This window comes from Burkholderia dolosa, from assembly GCF_902499135.1.
GTDB lineage: Bacteria > Pseudomonadota > Gammaproteobacteria > Burkholderiales > Burkholderiaceae > Burkholderia > Burkholderia dolosa.
On sequence record NZ_CABVPR010000007.1, the window covers coordinates 102,689 to 118,596 of the forward strand.

A 15,908-nucleotide genomic window follows, 5' to 3' on the forward strand; every position below is an offset into this window, starting at 1 on the left:
GGTATTGCTTGCCGGCCGCGGGCGGCCGGACGTTCACTGCGACGTGCCGTTCGTACCGTTCGTGCCGTCTGCGCGGTACGCGCGCCAGCCGCCGAAGTGCGTGATGTCCGTTGCGTCGTCGAGTGCGGCGGGCTCGCATAGAAAGCCCTGCACCTGCGTACCGTCGGCCAGCGTCAGCGTGCCGATGCCGAGCGGCGCGCCGATGCCGGCGACGAAGCTTCCGTATCCGGCGACCGGCATCTCCCAGATCTCGACCGCGATCGGCGCACCGCCGTCGTTCACGCGCACGAGGCCCGGCTTCGCGACGCCGCCCGACACGGCCGCGCTCAACGCGTACAGCCGATACGCAGGTGCCGTCGTCGTCGCGGCGACGAAGCGCGCGCCGCGCTGCGTCAGCTGCCCGTTCAGCGGCTCGCCGCGCAGATGCGCGCCGACGACGGCCACGCGTACGACGCCCGTCGACACCGCAAGCGGCCGGGCGCGCGCTCCATCGTCGTCGTGTGCACGCGCATCGACCCACGCGTCGGCCAGATCGAGCAGCATCGCATCGTCGTGCACGCGGCCGACGAACGTGATGCCGAACGGCAAGCCCGCATGCGGACCGGTGTCGCAGCGGCCGGCCGGCACCGCGACCGCGGACAGATCGAGCAGGTTGACGAAATTCGTGTAGTAGCCGAAGCGTGCATTGATGCCGATCGGATCGGCTTCGAGTGCGTCGACGGTCGCGGTCGTCGCGGACGTCGGCATCGCGATCGCATCGATGCCGTCCCACGCGCGCGCGGCATCGACGCGCAGCGCGGCGAGCCGGTCGAACGCGGCGAACGCGTCGGCCGCGCTGTAGCGCGCGGCGCCGCCGACGATCTCGCGAATCACCGGATGCAGCGCGTCGGGCCGCTGCGCGAAGAACGCGCCGAGCGCCGCGCGCCGCTCGGCGACCCACGGCCCTTCGTACAGCAGTCGCGCGGTCGCGAGAAATGCGCTGAAATCGATGTCGACGATGCGCGCGCCGGTCGCACGCATGCGCTCGACGGCCGCGTGCCACGCGGCCCGATACGACGTGTCGCCGAAGAACTCGAGCTGATCGGCGCGCGGGATGCCGAAGCGCATGTCGGCGAGCCGCGCGGCGTGCCGCGCATGACGGCCGTCCGCGCCGAGCAGCGGCTGCCATGCGCGCGCGTACGGATCGCCGTCGATCACGCCGTGCGCGACGGCGAACACCGTGCGTGCGTCGGCCGGCGTATGCGCAAACACCGACACGCAGTCGAGCGACCGGCACGCCGGCACGACGCCGAGCGTGCTCAGCACGCCCTTCGTCGGCTTGAGCCCGACGAGCCCGTGAAACGCGGCCGGCACGCGGCCCGACCCGGCCGTATCGGTGCCGAGCGAAAACGCGGCGACGCCGAGCGCGACGGCCACCGCCGAGCCCGAACTCGAACCGCCGGACGCATAGCGCGGATCGAGCGCGTTGCGGCACGCGCCGTACGGCGAGCGCTGTCCGGACAGCCCGGTCGCGAACTGGTCGAGATTGGTCTTGCCGATCGGGATCGCGCCGGCCGTGATCAGCCGCTCGACGACCGGTGCGCTGCGCGACGGCACATACGCATACGCGGGACACGCGGCCGTCGTCGGAATGCCGGCGAGGTCGATGTTGTCCTTGATCGCGAACGGCACGCCGTACAGCGGCAGCGCGGCGATGTCGCGTCCGGCCAGCGCATCCGCGTAACGCATCATCTCGTCGCGCGTCAGCGGCCGGATCCATGCATGATGCGGATCGCCCGCGTCGAAGTGCGCGGCAATCGCGTCGACGAGCGCGTGCGGCGTCAGGCTGCCCGCTTCGTACCGCGCGCGCAGCGCGGCGATCGAGCACAGCCCGGGCAGCCGTTGACGATCGACGGGCGTCATGCGACCTCCTCGGCCGCGCCGGCCTTCATCACCATCAGCCGCTGGCCCGCGACGACCGCCGCGCCGGGCACGCAATCGACCGTCTCGATCACGCCGTCTTCCATCGCGACCACGGACACCTCCATCTTCATCGATTCGAGAATCGCGACCACCTGTCCTTCGGTCACGCGCGCGCCGGGTTCGACCAGCACCTTCCATACGCTGCCCGACACGTCGGCGGCGATGCCGCGCTGCGCACCGGTGAGCGTGTCGCCGGCTGCCGCACCGGCGCCGGCCTCGCCCGCCGCGGCTTCGCCGACATAGTCGGCGTGGCCGGCGGCGCGCCAGCGCTCGCGCTCGGCATCGAACGCGGCCTGCTGCATCGCCTTGAACGCGGCGATCGATTCGGCCTCGTCGTGCAGGAAGCGGTTGTACGCGCCGAGATCGAACACGGATTCCTCGATCTTCAGCGCCGCACGGCCCGCGATGAAATCCGCGCGCAGTGCCGCGAGCTCGGCGTCGTCGACCTCGTAGAAGCGGATCTCGTCGAAAAACCGCAGCAGCCACGGCTTGCCGGGCTCGAATGCGCGCGTCGTCCGGTGGCGGTTCCACATCTGCACCGTGCGGCCGACGAACTGATAGCCGCCGGGCCCTTCCATCCCGTATACGCACAGATATGCACCGCCGATGCCGACCGCGTTCTCGGGCGTCCACGTGCGCGCCGGGTTGTACTTGGTCGTCACGAGCCGGTGCCGCGGATCGATCGGCGTCGCGACCGGCGCGCCGAGATAGACGTCGCCGAGCCCCAGCACCAGATAGCGCGCGTCGAACACGATGCGCTTCACGTCGTCGACGTGGTCGAGGCCGTTGATCCGGCGAATGAACTCGATATTGCTCGGGCACCACGGTGCGTCGGGCCGCACCGATTGCATATAGCGCTCGATCGCGATGCGCGTCGACGGGTCGTCCCACGACAGCGGCAGATGCACGATCCGGTTCGGCACGCGCATGTCGGCGACGTCCGGCAGTTCGCGCTCGGCCGCCTGCAGGTGCGCGAGCAGCGCATCGAGCGGCAGCACCTGCGCATCGAAATGCACCTGCAACGAACGAATGCCGGGCGTGAGGTCGAGCATGCCGGGCAGCCGGTGCGCATCGAGCCAGCACATCAGCGCGTGCACGCGAAAGCGCAGGTTCAGGTCGAGCACGAGCGGGCCGTATTCGATCAGCACGTTGCGATCGCCGGAGCGCCGGTACACGACGCCGATGCCGTTGCCGGCCGCCGGATCGCGATAGAGCACGCAGTCGCCCGGCGCAGCCGCGCTCGACGACGAAGCGCGCGCCGGCGACGCGTGCGCGGCCGTCGCGGCCACGCGCGCGAACTGCACGGTGTCGCCCGGCCGCAGCTGCCCGAGCTTCCACAGCTCGTCGCGCACCACCGTCACCGGGCATACGAAGCCGCCGAGGCTCGGCCCGTCGGGCCCGAGTATCACCGGCATGTCGCCGGTGAAATCGACCGCGCCGATCGCATACGCGTTGTCGTGGATGTTCGACGGATGCAGCCCCGCTTCGCCGCCGTCCGCGCGCGCCCATTGCGGCTTCGGGCCGATCAGCCGTACGCCGGTGCGGCTCGAGTTGTAATGGACGGTCCAGCGCGTGTCGTACAGCATCGCGATGTCGTCGTCGGTGAAGAAATCCGGCGCACCGTGCGGACCGTCGAGCACGCCGAGCGTCCATGCGTGCGTCAGCACCGGCCGCTCGGCTTCGGGCAGCGTGCTGCCGGCGTCGCCGCGCGCTGCGTCCGCCCGGACGTGCAGCACGTCGCCCTTGCGCAGCGCACGGCCCGCGTGGCCGCCGAACTGGCCGAGCGTGAAGGTCGCCTTGCTGCCCAGATAGTCGGGCACCTGCAGCCCGCCCTTCACCGCGAGGCATGCGCGCACGCCGGCGCCCGTCACGCCGCCGAGCTTCAGCACCGCACCGCGCGACGCGCGCAGCACCTGCCAGAACGGCGCGGGCTCGCCGTCGAGCGTCGCCGCGAACGGTGCGCCGCCGAGCACGAACAGCGTGTCGGTATTGAAGCGCAGCGTCGCGCCGACCATCGTGAATTCGAGGCCGGCCGCATCGCGCGGATTGCCGAGCAGCGCATTCGCGAGATCGAATGCGCGATCGTCCATCGGTCCGGACGGCGGCACGCCGACCGCCCAGTAGCCGACGCGGCCCGGCGTCTGCTGCACGGTCGTCTGCACGCCGCCGTCGAGCACGTCGATCGTATGCGGCGCAAACGCGAAACGCGACAGGAACGCGGTCGTTTGCGCGCCGCGCGCGAACGTGTCGGAACCGGCGATCGCGCGCAGGTAATCGAGATTCGTCTCGATCCCGTACAGCTCGGTGGCGGCCAGCGCGTCGCGCAATGCCGCGAGCGCATCGCGGCGCGTGTCGGCGTGCACGATCAGCTTCGCGAGCAGCGGATCGTAATACGCGCTGACTTCGGTGCCCGGCTCGATCCACGTATCGACGCGCGCCGTGTCCGGAAACGCGACATGCGTGAGCACGCCCGCGCTCGGCCGGAACTGCTTGTGCGGGTCTTCCGCATAGAGCCGCACCTGGATGCTCGCGCCGCGCGGCTCGACCGCGAGCGTATCGAGCGGCGGCAGATCGCCTTCGGCCTGCAGGATCATCCATTCGACGAGATCGATGCCGGTCACCGCTTCCGTCACGCAATGCTCGACCTGCAGCCGCGTGTTCACTTCGAGGAAATAGAAGCGGCGCGTGCACGCGTCGAACACGAACTCGACGGTGCCGGCCGACGCGTAGGCGACCGCGCGCGCGAGCCGCACCGCGCTCGCGTGCAGCGCGGCGCGCTCGGCGTCGGTCAGATCCGGTGCGGGCGTTTCCTCGATCACCTTCTGGTTGCGCCGCTGCACCGAGCAGTCGCGTTCGCCGAGCGCGATCACGCCGCCGCGGCCGTCGCCGAAGATCTGCACCTCGACGTGCCGTGCATGCTCGACGAACTTCTCCAGATAGACGCCCGCATGCGCGAAGTTCGCTGCGCCGAGCCGCACGACCGATTCGAACGCCGCCTCGAGCTGCACGGCGTCGCGGCACAGCGACATGCCGATGCCGCCGCCGCCCGCCGTGCTCTTGAGCATCACCGGATAGCCGATCGCGTCGGCCTGCGCGAGCGCCGTCGCGACGTCGCCGAGTAGCCCGGTGCCGGGCAGCAGCGCGACGTCGTGCGCGCGCGCCAGCTCGCGCGCGGTGTGCTTCAGGCCGAACGCGCGCATCTGCGCGCCGCTCGGGCCGATGAAGCGCACGCCGGCGGCCTCGCACGCGTCGGCGAAATCGGCGTTCTCCGACAGGAACCCGTAACCGGGGTGCACGGCCTGCGCGCCCGACGCGCGCGCGGCGGCGAGGATCGCGGCGACGTTCAGATAGCTGTCGACCGCCGGCGCGGCGCCGACGCAGATCGCTTCGTCGGCGAGCGTCACATGGCGCGCATCGCGATCGGCCTCCGAGTAGATCGCGACCGACGCGATGCCGAGCCGCTTCAGCGTACGGATGATGCGGCACGCGATTTCGCCGCGGTTCGCGACGAGGACTTTCGCGAATCTCATGTCGCCTCCCGCCGGACCGCCGCGACGGATGCGGCCGCGTGCTCGCCGCGCAGCGCACGCTCGTCGGCGCCGCGGTCGCTCGATGCGTCCCAGATCGTCAGCCGCACCGGCGTCGGGTTATAGCCGTTGCACGGGTTGTTCAGCTGCGGGCAGTTCGAGATCAGCACCGTGACGTCCATCTCCGCGCGCATCTCGACATACTTGCCGGGCGCCGAAATGCCGTCCTCGAACGTCAGCCCGCCGAGCGCCGTGACCGGCACGTTCATGAAGAAATTGACGTTGCCGACGAGGTCGCGCTTGGTCAGCCGCGCGCCGGTGCCGCACGTGCAATGCGCGATCGCGTTGAGGAAGCTGTCGCGGCAGTTGTGCATGTAACGCTTGTCGAGCGCGTAGCGCACCGTGTTGCTTTCGGCCGCGCATGCGCCGCCGAGCGTGTCGTGGCGGCCGCAGGTATCGGCGACGATCGTCACCATCGGATTGCCAAGGCTCGACAGCAGCACGCTGCCGGCGCTCAGGTACAGGTTGCGCTGCTCGCGGATCGTGTCCTGCGCGCTGTAGCGTTCGTCGGGCGCATCGGTGCGATAGAACAGCGTGTCGACGGCCTGGTTGCCTTCGAGATCGAGAATGCGCAGGATCTGGCCGCGTTTCAGGTCGTGCAGCCACGGTTCGCCGGCGTTCAGCGTGGTGTCGTAAATCGCGTGCCGCGGATCGAGGCGGCTTTCGACGATCGGCATGTCGGGTCTCCTTACGCGAACAGTCGGTCGGTGTTGATGAAGCCGCGCGCGTTCTCCGCGCACGCGGTGCGGCACGGATCGTCGTCCGGCGCGGCGCCGTCGGCCGGATACGCGCGGTACGCGATCAGCTTCACCGGCTTCGGCGCATAGGCAGGCTGCGGATCGAGCGGATGCGGCGCGGTCGAGAACGCGGCAAGCGTGTTCATTTCGAAGCGCAGGTCGAACGCGCTGCCGGCCGGCGAGTGGCCGGCGACGAACTCGAACGAGCCGTCGTCGTGCGGCGCGAGCTTGCTGAAGAAGTTGACGTTCGCGGCGAGGTCGCGCGCCGAAAGCCCGTACTTCGCGAGTTCGAGCACGAGACTGTCGCGGCCGTTGCGGATCATCGCGTTGCGATCGGCTTGATACGACGATCGGCCGTACTTGCGCGCGAACGATTGCGCGTCGCCGACGCCGCCGAGCGGGTCGTGCCAGCCGAGCGTGTCGCCGGTGATCGACGCGATCACGCGGCCCATGTCGGTATATAGCGCGTGGCCGCGCGTCAGGTGCGCGGTGTGCTGCGCCTTCAGCGTGTCGGCCATGTTGTAGCGTTCGAGCGGATCTTCGTGACGGTGAAACACGGCCGACAGATTCGCGCCGCCGTCGAGATCGACGACGCGCAGCGCGAGGCCGCGGCGCAGGATGCCGGACCAGTGGGTTCCGGCGGGGATGAGCGTTTCCCACACGACGTGCGGCAACGGAGCAAGCGGGGCTGGGGGGCGCGGCGACATGGCGACTCCTCGGATCGGTTGGACAAAAGGCGCGAGAGGGCGACCGAACGACATCGCGACCTCCCGGGCTTTTGTCCCTCCGTGGAGCCTCGCCGGGGCCTCGCAAAGGCAGGCGGCAAGACCGGATTGCTCTCGGACCAGACGTCGCTCGGCGTGTGACGCCGTGCGACCGGAACCCTAGCGATCCTGAAGATGATGCAAATTGCTTCGCACCTCTCGGCCGGTGAATAAGCGAGTTGCGTGCCAGAAGCATCGGCCGACGCGCCGCGCCCCGCCCGGCGTGGCCGGCGCAATCGCGCATCGCGCGACGCGCGGCCGCGCGCTGCCCTCCGGTTGGGCAGCATGCGCACCACGTGCACGCGGCGCGGCACCAGCGCAGGGCAGCGATGCGCGGCACGCCGCGTCGCATCGCAATGGCACGGCCATTGCTGAATACGGCCACCTCCACGCTGCCGGCTGCCCGCTCATGAACAAACTCGACCTGCTTCGGCGCGCACTGGCTGCGCTGTTTTCCGCGCGCTTCATCGAACTGCAGCGCGCGGCGCGGCGTCGCTGAAGCGCGCGTTCTCCCACACGCGTCGGCGGTCCGCTCGCACCGCTGGCACGCTTCTCGCTCGCTCCGATGCCGAGAGGTGCGGCGGCGTCGCATCTTAGGGATGCTAGGGTTCCGGTTCGTCGAACGTCTGGTCCGAGAGCAGCCCGGTGCCATGCACGTACGGTCGTCGGACCGTACGTGCATGGCGCTACACGGCGGGACAAAAGCCCGGGAGATTGGCGATGGCGGCGGCCGTCGCGCCTCTCCGTGGCCGGTCGTTCATCCCGCATCCGCAGGAACCGGTCACGCGGCCGGATCGCGCACATGCGCGACCGTGCCGACGATCCCGATCCCGGTCTCCTGGAGAAAACGATGACCCGCCTCGACTCGCCGTTCCGCCGCCTGATGTCCTCCCCTCGCCGTTCCCTCCGCCATGCGCTGGCCGCCGTCGCCGCCGCGGCGTCGCTGTTCGTCGCGCCCGCGCACGCGGCCCCGCCGCTGAAAATCGGTTACAGCGACTGGCCCGGCTGGGTCGCGTTCCAGGTCGCGATCGACAAGGGGTGGTTCAAGGAGGCCGGCGTCGACGTCGATTTCGAATGGTTCGATTACTCGGCGTCGCTCGACGCGTTCTCCGCGGGCAAGCTCGACGCGGTCGCGGCCACCAACGGCGATGCGCTCGTCACCGGCGCGTCCGGCGCGAAGAACGTGATGATCCTGCTCACCGACTATTCGGCCGGCAACGACATGATCGTCGCGAAGCCGCCGCTGCGAACCGTCGAAGGGCTGAAAGGCAGGAAGGTCGGCGTCGAGCTCGGGCTCGTCGATCACCTGCTGCTCGAAACCGCGCTGCAAAAGCACGGGCTGAAGAACGGCGACGTCACGCTCGTCAACGCGAAGACCAATGAACTGCCGCAGGTGCTCGGCGCATCGCCCGACATCGCGGCGATCGCCGCGTGGCAGCCGAACGCCGGCGAGGCGCTGAAACGCGCGCCGGGCGCGCGTGCGATCTTCACGTCGGCGGATGCGCCGGGGCTGATCTACGATGCGATCACGGTCACGCCGGCCAGCCTCGCCGCGCGCCGCGCCGACTGGGCGAAGGTCGTCAAGGTCTGGTATCGCTGCGTCGCGTACATCAACGATCCGAAGACGCAGGCCGATGCAGTGAAGATCATGTCCGCGCGCGTGGGGCTCACGCCGGCGCAATACCTGCCGCTGCTGAAGGGCACGCACCTGCTCGATGCCGCGGCCGCGAAGCAGGCGTTCCGCAAGGGCGACGGCCTCGATTCGATCTACGGGTCGACCCGCAACGCAAATGCGTTTAACGTGCGCAACGCGGTCTACAAGCAGTCGCAGGACATCGACGCGTATATCGATCCGCGTCTCGTCGAATCGCACTGACGGCGGCGCGCGCGACAGGCGGCTCGTCGGTCGGCGCGCGCTTCGCTGCGCAGTCCGCGGCGGCGCGCCGGCGATCGGGTACTGTCGGCACTGGGGCAGTGGCGAGACTCGCGCACATACACCGGGAGCGGCCACTGCGCTCCCACGAAACGGGCGTCCATATGAATCTGCTTAGAACGCTGATAGTGGGAAATTCCGGTTCGGGAAAAAGCTGGCTTGCCGAACGAATTGCAGGCCGCATGGGATCGACCTGTATCGATCTGGATTCGATTCATTGGCTTCCGGGCGGGTACAACGTTGCCCGCGAGCGCAACGAGGCCGTACGGCTGCTGCGGGATGCCGCGAAAGCCGAGCGCTGGGTGATCGAAGGAATCTACGGCTCGCTTGTCGATGAGATCCGTACCGACTCCACTGCCCTGATCTGGCTGTGTCTCGACGAAGGGGAATGCATCGAGAACATTCGCCGGCGCGGTATACGTCGCGGAGGAGACGCGGCTTCATTCGCCGCGTTGCTCGATTGGGCTGCGACATATCGAAGCCGTCAGGGATCGAGTTCATACATTGGCCACCAGAAACTGTTTGACGACTATGGGGCAGACAAGCAGGTTCTGCGATCGCGCGGCGCTATATCGGCCTTCCTGGATCGTTGGGCAACATAGCCGGCCGTCGCGGTTCCGCCCTGCACAGAACGCGCGTGTATCGAGCCGGTAGTGCCAACGCGGCCTGCGCCAGACGCCGACGTCGCTCGAGTAAAAATCAAACAAAAAAGCCCGGCGACTTCGCCGGGCTTCCAGAGCCGCCGGGGTTCGGCGGTGACGGCATCAGGCGTTGTTCGCGCCGTTACCGCTGCGTGCTTCGATCACGACGGCCTTCACTGCCTTGACACCGATACCGAGCTGCTTCTTCGCGACGGCCAGACCGTAGCTCGCCGCGATTTCGTCGCTGTCGTTGACGCCGTTCGGAACGATGACGACCAGCGTACCGTCGTTGAGCATCCGAACGCGGTATTCCGTCACCGCGCCGTCCGCACGAACGACCGTGCCGTTCTTCCAGTCGCTGCCGTTGCCCTTCAGGTCCGGCGTCTTGTTGATCAGGCTCGGCGTACCTTCCAGTTCAATGGCGTTGCCGCGATCGACCACGTGGTACGTGCCGCGGTTGTCCAGCGCTTCCGGACGATCGGAGCGGAACACGACGAGCGTATTGCGTTGCTCGCGTTCTTCGTGTGCGTCGTTCAGCGCGAGGCTCGCCTTGCCGTCCATACGCAGCACCGAAGTCGACAGCGCGCCGTCGGCGATATCGACTGCGTCGCCACGTTGAGCGGAGTTCGCCGGCAGACCGACGATGAGCGCCGGCGCGTCCGTCTTCGCGATTGCCTGGTCGCTGACGACCTTGCCCGCGTTCTTCGTCGCCTGCGCGGTACCGTTCACGCCCGTCGCGTCGGCGACGACCGCAGCCGGGTCGTAGCCCGGGCGAACGTCCGCCTGGGCGACGACGGCCGACGTGTCGAGGATGTAGTTGCCCGCATCCGCGCCGGCCAACGACAGGCCTTCGCCGTTCACCGGCTTCTTCGTGCCGACGTTGCCGTTGTCGAACCTGCCGGTATTGCCGACGACCGCAACCTGGTCGCCCGCAATCACGCCATGCAGCACCAGATCGCTCACTGCTGCGACCGGATTGCCATCGTACGACTTGTCCTTCGCGGAACCGCTCGCCGTGACGACCTTCTGACCGATGTCGGCCTTCGCGACTTCCTTCGACGTGTCGAGCGAATAGTTGTTCGCGTCGTTGCCCGTCAGGACCAGACCGGAGCCGTTCACCGACTTGTTCTTGCCTGCGTTGCGGTTGTCGAAGTCGCCGTTCGAGCCTTCCACACGGATGTCGTCGCCGTCGACCAGACCGGAGAGCTTCACGTCGGACAGGTGAGCGCTGGTGTTGCCGTCGTACACCTTGTTATCGGCCTTCGCGGACGCTTCGATCGTCTTCGGCGTGATCGCCGCCTTGCCGACTTCCGCGCGGTTGTCGAAGACGTAGTTCTGCGCGTCCTCGCCCGCGAGCGTCAAGCCGCTGCCGTTCACCGACTTGCCGTTGCCTGCGTTCTTGTCCGCGAACGTGCCGACTGTGCCGTCCACGCGCAGATCGTCGCCTGCCACCACGCCGTTCGCGTGCGCATTCTTCAGTTCCGCGACCGTATTGCCGTCGTAGACCTTGTCGGATGCGGTCGCCGTCACCGTGATCGACTTCGGCGTGATGTCCGCCGTAGCGACCGCGCGCTTCGTGTCCAGCACGTAGTTGCCCGAGTCGTCGCCGACGAGCGACAGACCTTCGCCGTTGACCGACTTCGACTTCCCGACGTTCTTCGTGTCGAACTTGCCGGTCGTGCCGTCTGCGGCGACGACGTCGTTGCCGAGGACGCCGACCAGCTTCACGTTGCTCAGGTCGGCCGTCACGTTGCCGTCATAGGTCTTGTCCTTTGCGTTCGCGGTGGCCGTGATGGTCTTTCGGTCGATATTGGCGTGCGCGACCTCGTCGTTCGCGAGAACGTAGTTGCCGGCATCGGCGCCCGTCAGACCGAGGCCCGTTGCGTGGACAACCTTGCCGATGCCCGCGTTCTTGTCTTCGAACGTCGCGCCCGTCGCAGTCGAACCGACGTTGTCGCCGTTGATGGTGCCGTTCAGCGTGATTGCACCGATCGTGGCCGCGGTCGTCGCATCGTAGACCTTGTTGTCGGCCGTCGCGCTTGCGGTGATGGTCTTCGGCGTGATCGAAGCGCCGGTGACCGTCGTCGTCAGATCGTAGTTCTGCGCGTCCGCGCCGGCCAGCGACAGCCCCGAACCGACGACGGACTTGCCCGTCCCGACGTTCTTGTCCGAGAACGACCCGGTATTGCCCGAGATCGACACGTTGTCGCCCGCGACGATGCCGGCCGTGTCGAGCGCGACGTTCGTCAGGTCCGCATGGGTCGTGCCGTCGTAAACCTTGTCTTGAGCAGCAGCCGTGCCGGTGATCGCGCGCTTCGTGATATCGGCGGTCAGGTGCAGCGTGTCGTTCTGCGACCCCGACGACAGCACATAGTTGCCCGCGTCGCTGCCCGTCAGCGACGTCGTGACCGTCACGTCCTTGCCGACACCCGCGTTCTTGTCGGCAAACTGGCCGCTTGCCGCCGCGCTCACGTTGTCGCCGGCGATCACGCCGGTAACGGTCGTGTGAGCCGTGGTTGCCGTGTTGCCGTCGTAGACCTTGCCGTCCACGGTCGTCGCGCTCGTCAGGGTCTTCGGCGTGATCGTGCCGATGTCGCCCGAAAGCGTGTCTTCCGCGAGACGATAGCCATAGACCTGCACGATCTTCGAGCCGTCCGGGTTCGTGCTGCCCTGGTTCTGCGCGACGCCGAGCTTCACGCCCGACAGCGTCACGGTCTTGCCCGTCCCCGCGTTCTTGTCGCTGAATTGAGCGTTCGCGAGGTTCGCGTCGTTCAGGATCGTGAGCGGAACCTTGTCGCCGTCGATGCCGACCAGGCCCGAGACCGCGACGTTGCCGAGCGTGACCGTGTTGCCCGTCTGCGTACCGTTTGCATCCGTGACGACGGTCGTGCCCGTTTGCGTGGCCGTCGTGCCGTCATACGTCTTCGTCACGCTGCCGACCAGCTTGCCGGTCAGGACCGCCGAACGCGAGTACAGGTAGCCGTTCTTGCCCGCCTGGTCGCCGTTCAGGATTTGCACGAGGTCCGCTCGGTTGCCGACCGGATCGGTGACGACCCCGTTCAGGTCCGGTTGACCGCGGTCGTCGAGCGATGCAACGTCGGTGCCGACCCACTTGCCGTTGACGTTCTTGTACGTGCCGTCCGATTCCTTGTACGTCGCTTCGTAAACCTTGAAGTCGACGTCCAGATCGCGGCCGACGTCCTTGTCCGGCGTCGTCGAGTAGACGAGCCAGCGGCCGCCCGATCCGACCGTCATCGCATCCGAGCCGCGGTCGTTCACGAAGTTGCCGCCCTGCGACTCCTGCACGTCGGTGGGCTTGTGGTCCGCCGTTGCTGCTGCGAGGATCGCGTTCGTGCCGGCCGTGATCGTGCCGTTCTTCGTGATCACGACGTTGCCCCGGCCCGTGCTCGTCGCCGTCTGGTCTGCGTTTGCATCGCTGCCGGCGTTGGCCGTGTTGTGGTCGACGGAATCCGCCGCCTGGATGAGCACCGAGCCGGTGTTGTTCGTGACCGCACCGTTCACGACCGCCGTGCCGCCGATCAGGCCGACCTGGCCGGTCGCGTTGAACGTGAACGGCGACGACGTACCGTCCTTGTGACCGACTTCGATCGTACCGAGATGATCGCTGCTGCCGATCGCGAGCGACGGCGTGCCCTGCTGTTGCAGATAAGCGAGGTCGCTTGCGCTCAGGAACGTGCTGGAAGTGGTGTTGCCCGTCACCGAACCGTCGCGGTTGACCGTGCCGTTACCGAGGACCACCCCTTCGTCGTTGCTGACGAAGATGTTCGCGCCCTTGTCGGCCGCCTGCAGCTGCAGGCCGGTCGTCGACAGGCCCGTCACGCCCGTGTGGCTGATTGCGATCGCGCCGCCTTCGAGACCGACGAGACCCGTGGTCGACGTTCTCGCGCCGGTCTTGTCCAGGACGGACGGATCGAGCGTCGTGCCCGAATCGAGCGTGACGGTGCTGTCCTTGTCCGTCTTGATCGTCGCGCCGCCGTGAATCTCCCAGCCCGACGTATTGACGTTGCCGCCTACGTTGAGATTGCCGCCGAGAATCGTCTTGTTCGCGGCTTTCGTTCCGCCGGGGCCGCCTGCATCCGGAACGGCGCGGAACGTGCCTGCCTGACGCGAGCAGCTGCCGTCGGTACAGACCAGATCGACCGCGCTGCCGAAGGTGAACGTCGCGGTCTGGCCCGCGTTCCAGCCCCACGCGTAGTTGAAATCGCCGCCGTTGGTCTTGATCTTGCTGCTGACCACCAGATTGCCGCCGCCCGCGTGATCCGAATCGGCATGGATATAGATGTAGCCGCAATACGTGGTCAGATCGCCGGAAATGGCGAGACCGTCTGCGCCCAGAAGCGTGATCGTACCGGCGCCCGGCGTCGCACCATTCACGCCCGCCCAGTTGGTGCTGCCATAAGCGCTCGTGGAGGTGGACTTGCCGTTGGCATCGAGCCCGCCCAACGCCACGAGGTTGAAAACGCCCTGATTGGTGTCGGGATTGTTGCCCGTATTGTTGCCGATATGACCGGTGGGATTGCCGCTTCCGAGGTACTGACCGGCTTCCATGTAAATGGAGCCGGCCCCGGACACTTCGAGCGTATTGTTCTTGTTGTCGAACGTGATGAAGCTGTTGTTCGCGCCCGTGACGGCCTTGAAGCTCACGCCGTCCTGAAGCTTGATCTTGCCGTCGCCGGTCGTGTAGCCCGCAGCCGTGCCCGTGGCTCCGTGCACGACTTGCGTCAGCGTATTGCCGTTCGCATCCTTCGTCAGATCGTTGAAGTGAATCAACGTATTCGCGTAGAGGCTGACGTTCGCTTCCTGCGCTTCCAGCGTGCTCTCGTAGATGTTCAGGACGCCGGTGGTGTTCGTCTTGCTCCAGTCGGAAGGATTGGTGCTCGCGCTTGCCGGCGCTTCGCCGCCCCAGATCTGGATCGTGTCCGGGTCGAGCAGCAGCGTACCGGCGGCGCCGAGCGTGGACAGACCGTGCGTCACGCCCGTATAGCTCAAACCCGTCTTGCCCGACACTTCGGCGAAACCGCCGTCGCCGCCGTTCTTGCCGCCGCGGATGAAGATCTCGCCCGCAAACGCATTGGTGCCGTCCGACCAGACCGCGACCGTACCGCCGTTGCCCTTTTGCGTCGCATCCGCCGACAGAACGACGTTCTTGCCCGTCGCGACCGCGGTCGCATTGTTCACGGTTGCGTCTTCGCCACGAAGACCGCCGCCGATCTTGATCGTCCCGCCGCCCAATGCGCCGTCTGCGTTGACGGCCGCATTGTCGATCGCGATGGTCTTGCCTTCGATCACGACGTTGCCGCCCACGCCGTCGGCAGACGACACGTTCAGCGTTCCGGCCACGGTCGTATTGCCGTTCGCTGCGTCGTTGTCCAAAACGATACGGCCGTTCTTCGATTGCAGCGAACGCGCTTCGATCACGCCCGTGTTGTTGACCACGCTGCTGATCGCCGCGTCGGCCGCCCGCGCGGTCAGCACCACGGCCGAGCCGTCAGCCGAAATCCGGCCTTCGTTGCTCACCAGTGCGTCGAGCGCGCCCTTCGTGATTTGAACGCTGACCAGACCGTCGCCGTTGAAGTCCAGATTGACGTCCTGCCCCGCCGCGAGCGCGACGCCCTGCGCGCCGATGGTGCCTTGGTTCGTGACGTGCTGACCGATCAGCGCGACCACGCCCTGGCTATTGATCCTGCCTTGGTTGACGATGTTCCCCGTTGCGCCGGTGAACTTCGTTTTGCCCGCGAGGAAGTCGCTGTCGCTGATGTTCGCGCTCGAAGCGACGAGGCCGGCGACGTTGATCGTCGCGCCCTTGCCGATCACCACGCCGCCGGGGTTGATCAGCCATACCTGACCGTTCGCATTCATGTTGCCGAGAATCTGGCTCGCACCGTTGCCGCCGACGACCCGGTTCAGCGAAACGGCCGCGCTGTTCGGTTGCGCGAACGTGACGGAATTGCCCTGGCCGATGTCAAAGCCGTTCCAGTTCGTGACCATCTTCCCGGAATTCTGGATGATGGTCATCGACGAACCGTTTTGCGTGATCGAGCCCTGGCCCGCCACGATTTGACCGCCGGTCGGAAGCGGCGGCGCCGCGTACGCTGCGTCTGCCACGGCAACGACACCGAGGGCGGCGAGCAGGGCCGCGCTACGCGCGCTGCGTTTGCCGCGCGCGTTCGTGTTCTCGGCTACGGCGACGAATGCACCGATCGTGGCGTTCCATACCAGCCGATAGACGTGATTCATTGATGCTTTCTTCATTTGTCGTCCTT

6 protein-coding genes, 1 pseudogene and 2 riboswitches are annotated in these 15,908 nt (G+C 67.5%); of the genes and pseudogenes, 2 read left to right on the plus strand and 5 right to left on the minus strand.

The annotated features are described in order from the left end of the window. Positions 1 to 33: 33 nt before the first annotated feature. The 4 genes and pseudogenes from atzF to BUB20358_RS05620 form a co-directional block, all read right to left on the minus strand. Positions 34 to 1,902 (minus strand): allophanate hydrolase, encoded by a 1,869-nt coding sequence (gene atzF / locus BUB20358_RS05605; protein WP_035975567.1) that lies wholly within the window; start codon positions 1,900 to 1,902, stop codon positions 34 to 36. Beyond that, positions 1,899 to 5,492: an urea carboxylase gene (uca, locus tag BUB20358_RS05610; RefSeq protein WP_035975565.1), complete on the minus strand. Its 3,594-nt coding sequence runs from the start codon at positions 5,490 to 5,492 to the stop codon at positions 1,899 to 1,901. Before uca ends, atzF begins: the two co-directional genes overlap by 4 nt. A gap of 83 nt (positions 5,493 to 5,575) precedes the next feature. Continuing rightward, positions 5,576 to 6,226: pseudogene (locus tag BUB20358_RS05615) on the minus strand (urea amidolyase associated protein UAAP2); the annotation flags it as partial. A gap of 11 nt (positions 6,227 to 6,237) precedes the next feature. After that, positions 6,238 to 6,993, minus strand: a complete 756-nt coding sequence (locus tag BUB20358_RS05620) for an urea amidolyase associated protein UAAP1 (protein WP_035975563.1) — start codon at positions 6,991 to 6,993, stop codon at positions 6,238 to 6,240. Between the two features lie 58 nt (positions 6,994 to 7,051). Continuing rightward, positions 7,052 to 7,185, minus strand: a riboswitch (guanidine-I (ykkC/yxkD leader). A gap of 456 nt (positions 7,186 to 7,641) precedes the next feature. Continuing rightward, positions 7,642 to 7,765: riboswitch (guanidine-I (ykkC/yxkD leader) on the plus strand. Positions 7,766 to 7,900: 135 nt separating this feature from the next. Here BUB20358_RS05620 and BUB20358_RS05625 point away from each other — a divergent pair. Continuing rightward, positions 7,901 to 8,926, plus strand: coding sequence for an ABC transporter substrate-binding protein (locus tag BUB20358_RS05625; RefSeq protein WP_035976111.1), 1,026 nt, complete (start codon positions 7,901 to 7,903; stop codon positions 8,924 to 8,926). Between the two features lie 161 nt (positions 8,927 to 9,087). Continuing rightward, the gene (locus BUB20358_RS05630; protein WP_045552349.1) at positions 9,088 to 9,585 is read left to right on the plus strand and encodes a P-loop NTPase family protein; all 498 of its coding nucleotides are present in this window, start codon (positions 9,088 to 9,090) and stop codon (positions 9,583 to 9,585) included. A 162-nt stretch (positions 9,586 to 9,747) separates the two neighbouring features. Here BUB20358_RS05630 and BUB20358_RS05635 read toward each other — a convergent pair whose 3' ends face one another. Continuing rightward, the gene (locus BUB20358_RS05635; RefSeq protein ID WP_006767148.1) at positions 9,748 to 15,897 is read right to left on the minus strand and encodes a YDG domain-containing protein; all 6,150 of its coding nucleotides are present in this window, start codon (positions 15,895 to 15,897) and stop codon (positions 9,748 to 9,750) included. Positions 15,898 to 15,908: the final 11 nt, after the last annotated feature.